This window comes from Candidatus Komeilibacteria bacterium CG_4_10_14_0_2_um_filter_37_10 (assembly GCA_002793075.1).
Lineage (GTDB): Bacteria > Patescibacteriota > Patescibacteriia > UBA1558 > UBA1558 > UM-FILTER-37-10.
On the sequence record PFPO01000061.1, the window covers coordinates 1 to 5,686 of the forward strand.

The 5,686-nt window shown below is 36.3% G+C and carries 8 protein-coding genes; 7 read left to right on the forward strand and 1 reads right to left on the reverse strand.

Features of this window, described 5'->3' with window-relative positions:
* The 6 genes from COX77_03310 to COX77_03335 all read left to right on the forward strand — a co-directional run.
* A partial coding sequence (locus COX77_03310; protein ID PIZ98831.1) for a glutamate dehydrogenase occupies positions 1–885 on the forward strand: 885 nt, incomplete at its 5' end.
* A gap of 3 nt (positions 886–888) precedes the next feature.
* Entirely contained in the window at positions 889–1,524 is a 636-nt protein-coding gene (locus COX77_03315) for a ribonuclease HII (protein PIZ98832.1), read from the forward strand.
* A gap of 42 nt (positions 1,525–1,566) precedes the next feature.
* Positions 1,567–2,121, forward strand: coding sequence for a hypothetical protein (locus COX77_03320; protein ID PIZ98833.1), 555 nt, complete (start codon positions 1,567–1,569; stop codon positions 2,119–2,121).
* A gap of 1 nt (position 2,122) precedes the next feature.
* Complete coding sequence (locus COX77_03325; protein ID PIZ98834.1) at positions 2,123–2,518, forward strand: hypothetical protein; 396 nt, start codon at positions 2,123–2,125, stop codon at positions 2,516–2,518.
* A gap of 146 nt (positions 2,519–2,664) precedes the next feature.
* Positions 2,665–3,081: a hypothetical protein gene (locus COX77_03330; GenBank protein ID PIZ98835.1), complete on the forward strand. Its 417-nt coding sequence runs from the start codon at positions 2,665–2,667 to the stop codon at positions 3,079–3,081.
* A gap of 74 nt (positions 3,082–3,155) precedes the next feature.
* The gene (locus tag COX77_03335; GenBank protein PIZ98836.1) at positions 3,156–4,148 is read left to right on the forward strand and encodes a hypothetical protein; all 993 of its coding nucleotides are present in this window, start codon (positions 3,156–3,158) and stop codon (positions 4,146–4,148) included.
* Between the two features lie 176 nt (positions 4,149–4,324).
* Here COX77_03335 and COX77_03340 read toward each other — a convergent pair whose 3' ends face one another.
* A complete protein-coding gene (locus COX77_03340; protein PIZ98837.1) occupies positions 4,325–4,783 on the reverse strand; it encodes a hypothetical protein in 459 nt (152 codons plus the stop codon).
* Positions 4,784–4,943: 160 nt separating this feature from the next.
* Here COX77_03340 and COX77_03345 point away from each other — a divergent pair.
* Positions 4,944–5,686, forward strand: a 743-nt coding sequence (locus tag COX77_03345) for a hypothetical protein (GenBank protein PIZ98838.1), incomplete at its 3' end; no start/stop codon positions are given.

Consider the following 5,686-nt stretch of genomic DNA (forward strand, 5'->3'; position numbering starts at 1 on the left):
AAATTATCCAAGAAAGAATTGGAGAGTTTGTCGCGAGCGTGGGTGCGAGCAATGTATAAATATTTAGGTCCCACTAAGGACGTGCCAGCACCTGACGTTTATACAACGCCAGAGATTATGGCCTGGATGAATGAGGAGTATATGAAGTTAACAGGAGAAAAGAACAAAGGAACATTTACCGGTAAACCGGTTAGTGCTGGCGGCTCATTGGGTAGAGATGTGGCTACAGCACAAGGTGGTTTCTATATTTTGCAGAATATTATTAAGAAGAAAAAAATAAGCAAACCAACTATAGCCATTCAGGGCTTTGGTAATGCCGGTATGACCATGGCGCGTTTATGCTTTGCTGCTGGCTACCGCGTGGTGGCTATTTCTGATTCTGCGGGCGGGATATTTAGTCAGCGTGGTTTACCGATAGAAAAAATAATTAAAATTAAAGACAGTGAAGGATCAGTTGTTAAATTCAAAGAAGCAAAAAAAATTAGTAATCAAGAGATATTAGAATTAGCAGTTGATGTTTTGATTCCGGCAGCGTTAGACAATCAATTAGTAGCAGGCAATGCCAGCAGAATTAAAGCTCAGTTAATTTTTGAACTAGCTAATGGACCAACGGCACCAGAAGCGGAAAAGATTTTATCAGCGCGCGGAATAGAAATAGTACCTGATGTCCTAGCTAATGCCGGTGGTGTCATGGTTTCTTATTTTGAAATGGTGCAGAATAAACAAAATAAATACTGGACCAGAGTTACGGTGTTGAAAAAATTAAAAGACAATATTTTGCAAGAATGGCAAACGATATACAATTTGGCGCAGAAGAAAAAAATTAATTATCGTACGGCGGCTTATATGGTGGCCTTGCAACGACTGATTAAAGCGCAAAAATAATTGATGTTAATAATTAACCACCTTGATTACCAATGTGGTTTTTTTATCCACTGGCGTTATAATGAACTAATGAAGGATAAAAAAATTATCGCTGGCGTTGATGAAGTTGGTCGTGGTGCTTGGGCGGGACCGATTGTGGCGGCGGCAGTTATTTTTAAAAATAATTTGTCGGTAGCACTGCAAGACTCAAAAAAATTAACTGCTTCACGTCGCCAAAGCTTAGAGAAAATAATAAAAGAAAATAGTTATTGGGCTGTTGTCAGTATTAGTAATAAACAAATAGATCGCATCGGTATTCAGCAAGCCAATGTTTTGGTAATGCAAAAAGCTATCGCCAAACTAAAAAAGAAACCAACATTAATTTTGGCGGACATGGTCAGGCGCGGTCGATTTGATATTGCTTATCAGTTTATTATTAAAGGTGATGAAAAGATTCAGCAGATTAGTGCGGCGTCGATTATCGCTAAGGTATATCGCGACCGACTGATGCAACAACAGCACCGGCGGTATCCGCAATATGATTTTCAACATAATGTTGGTTATGGTACAGTTAAGCACCAAAAAGGACTAAAAAAGTATGGACCATGTGTTCTCCATAGAACAAGTTATCGTCCGGTGCAAGAAAGATTAGCAAAATAGGTTTTTTTTGTTATACTTATAATATAAATTAATAATAAGCATATGTCAGATTTGGATTTAGGAGGGGCAAAGTTGCTTGATCCAGATAACATTTTAAATAATATCTTAAAAGTTGGTTTTAAAAGCCAAGTTGCTGATTTGGGTTGCGGAACAATGGGAAACTTTTCTCTAGCCAGCGCGCGATTGGTTGGTAGTGATGGCGAGGTTTATGCTGTGGATGTTTTAAAGGATGTTTTATCAGCAGTGGAAGAGCGGGCGCGAACGGCTAAATACAGTTGCTTACATACAGTTTGGAGTAATGTTGAAGTTTACGGAGCAACCAAGATACCAGGAGAAATGGACTTTGCTTATTTAGTAGCGGTGTTATATCAAAACAAAGACCACTTGTCAGTTTTGAAAGAAGCTGCTAGATTATTGAAGGTTGGTGGGAAGCTATTAATTATTGAGTGGGTACCAAAGGCTACTCCGATCGGACCAGCAGTAGAGAAAAGATTGTCACCAGAGACGGTTAAAGGTTTAGCCCAGCAGATTAGTCTGAAGTTCGTGCAAGAATTTTCCGCTGGACCATATCATTACGGTTTAATATTTCAAAAATAATATGATCAATTGGTTTAAATTAAATTACTTGTTTACAAACTACATGGCACCGGTAACGAGCAATGTATTAAAAATATCCGTGGCCATTTACTTGGCGCTGTTTGTTTTAGCGCTTATTTGCTCTTGGTGGCGTAAAAGAAAGAGCGTTAATGTTCTGTATAAGAAATTCTTTCAGAAAACCGCTAATTTTTTATTTACCTTCAGTATCGTTGGTTTGTTATTACTTTTCTTTCGTTATCAGCTGATACCTTATTTAGGTATGCGCGGGTGGACTATGCTGTGGTGGTTAGCAAGTATCGTTTGGCTGGTTTTTGTTTTTAAATACCTGCTGATTGATTTACCAAAGAAAAAGAAAGAGCAGCAATTAAAGGAAGAATTTGAGAAATATTTACCCTAACATAACATTTTTAGGATCAGGGGTTTTTAATAACCTTCTGAATTAGCAGTAAACTACCGTATTTATTATGGTGGTTTTTTTGAATTACAGTTTGTGGCAAAATTCAGATAGTTGTCAAAGTGGGTATTATTTGTATAGATTGATGTATGGCTATAAAAGCTAGTGGGAAAAATAGGAGCAATAACCATCGGCAACTAGTTGGTCAACGGGGCGAAGAAGCTGTTTGCTGGTGGTTGAAGAAAAATCATTTTGAAATAGTTGAACAAAATTGGTTTTGTCGGGCTGGTGAAATTGACATTATTGCTCGTAAAGATAATATTTATCATTTTGTTGAAATTAAGAGTTGCTGTGGAGAAAAAAGATATTGGCCGGAGGAGTCATTAACAGCTTATAAACAGTATCGGATTATTAACACCATCCTCAAATACGTCGATCAAAAGGGACTAAATGATGATTGGCAGCTTGATGTGGCCTTGGTAACGCTAAATCAATCCACAGGGCGAGTGCGAATAGAATTACTTGCTAACCATGAGATTGATGAACAAGTAATCAATAGCTTTTGAACAGCTTATAAACTTGTAAAAAAATAGAAATGATATTAATTTTAAACCATTAATTAATTGTCTAAATAGTAAATATGTATCAGCAAAAGAATTTGACGAGGGCCTTATTTTTTTGTTTATTTCTTTTGTTAATTTTTTTGCCAGGTATTGTTCAAGCTGAACAATCAGCTTGTCAGAACCCTAGTGATTGTCAGGTGCCAGCGCCAACAGTATTAAATATCGGTGTCAAGACCAGTTTTTATGCTGACAAAACGGTAATTGCTGGAGTTAGCTGGAATAATACCGTTGTTGATGTGTATATTGATGGCAAATACAATGGCCGGGCAACGCTGAGAGTTCATTCCTCTGGCGTGGGAAATTTTTATTATCGGCCATTTTTACCATTAAATCCCGGAAAACACACTATTTTTACGGTAGCGCGTAATTTAAGTGAAAAGGAAAGATCTGTTGAATCAGACCATTTGGATTTATTGGTAATCAAGAAAGCGCCAGTAGTGCAAAACAAAGAACAAAAAGACCAGCAAGAAGTTGTCGTGCCTAAAGAAGAAGTAGCCACCAAAGAGGAAGATTCAGTGAAAAATGAGCAGATTATTACTGATCAAGAAGATGCCGAAGAAAGAGTGGTAGTAAAAGATGAGGAAAACAAGGTAAATATGAACGTAATTGGTGAAGAAAGTGGAAATGTAAAAGTTGGTGAAAGTGGAAATATTGCTGGCGGTGTTAAGGAAGAAAAGACACAAACGATCAGTGATTTACAAAAAACCGTTGATAAGGACAGAGTAATCGATGAATTTTTTCGCGAAGATGAGGCAGTTCTCAAAAGCCGATTAGTAGAACGCGAAAGAGAGAATCAGAATATTGGTTTAGTAATGTTGTTGATTTTGGCTATAGTTGTGGCTACTTGGTCCTTTGTTAATTATCGACAAAGACAAAAAGAGCAGATCATGGAGATATTAACGGAACAGAAAGTAGATAATCTTGATCAGCAAGATTTATTTACTACCAAAGATGATTTATTTAATGATGTCAGCCAATTGAACGATAAAGACGATAATCATAAGGTATAATATTAAAATTTCATATTTTATTTCACAAACGAGGTCGTAAATTGGCCTCGTTTTGTATTATTTTAGATACTTATTGATTGCAGGAAAAGAATTAAATAAGTTACTTTTTTAAAGGAATTATGCTTGTTGATAAAAAAATCTGAATATAGTTAATATATTCAGACGTAGAATGACATTTAATGCCAAGTTATTTGTAGATGCTGCGCACAGTATAAACCGAGCCAGAGCAAAATAAATTGTAGAAGAGCTGTTGCTAGATTGAACAATGAAGAAACTTTATATTTCTCATTGCTTCGAAAATTGGCAACGGTGGCAATATTAGCACATGTGGCGAGTAAAGATATTAACATCATCGTAATTCCTTCCTCGAGCTCAAAGGTAATAATAACCCAGACCCCAACAACAATGTAAAAAAACATTACAATGACTCCAAGTATGGGTTCTGAATTTCTGATTACTGCTAACGAAAAGAAAACAGCGGCAAAGCTAGAGGCAACCAGTAAGCCAAGTATAGTATCATTAAAGAATGAATAATGAATGGCAAAGATGATTGTCATGAAAAAAACGGGTATTAGTTTCTGCCAAATAATTCGTTTTTCATTAGGTTCCAGTGTCATTTCAACGGAAAGTAACATATTTACTCCTATTTTTTTATTTAAATTAAAGATCAATTTATCAATATAGTATCATAGTATATTATTTAGTGTGTGTCAATGGTGGACAAAGTGGTAATAGTTTGCTAATATAATCATAGGCTAGTATTTTCATACTAGCCTTTATTATTAAAAAAACGATATGTCCGAAAAAAATGAAATAGTACAAGCGATTGAGCAGATCTGTGAGGAAAAGAAGATCTCTTTTGATTCAGTAATTGAAACAATTGAGGCTGCGCTTTCTGCTGCTTTTCGCAAAGATTTTGGTGAAAAAAACCAAAATATCAAAACCGAATTTAGTGCTAGCACCGGCGAAATAAAAGTTTTTGATGTTAAGACAGTTGTTGAAGATATGGACTTGGAAGAAATGGAGAAGAAATTAGAGGAAGTCCGATTGCGTAAAGAAGCTGGCGAAGAATTTGAAGATGATACCAAGAGATTTAATCCCAAGACAGAAATTATGTTGGTCGAAGCTGTGAAGATTAATAAGAAAATTAAGGTTGGCGATGAATTGATTCAGGAATTAGAAATACCGGCGGCTTTTGGCCGCATGGCTGCCCAGACAGCAAAACAAGTCATCATTCAACGCTTGCGAGAAGTTGAACGAGAGACTGTTTATAATGATTTTAAAGATCAAGAAGGTAAACTTATTGTTGGTACCGTGCAACGGCGCGAGGGAAGATTCATTATTATAGATATTGGTTCCTCGTTGGGTGTAGTACCACCAGAGGAACAAATGGCCAGTGATAATTATAAATCTGGTCAAAGATTAAAATTTTTAGTTTTAGCGGTGGAGATGTCTAACAAAGGGCCGCAAATTATTTTATCCCGTAGCCACCCAGATTTTTTGAAAGAGTTGTTTATGATTGAGGTACCAGAAATAGC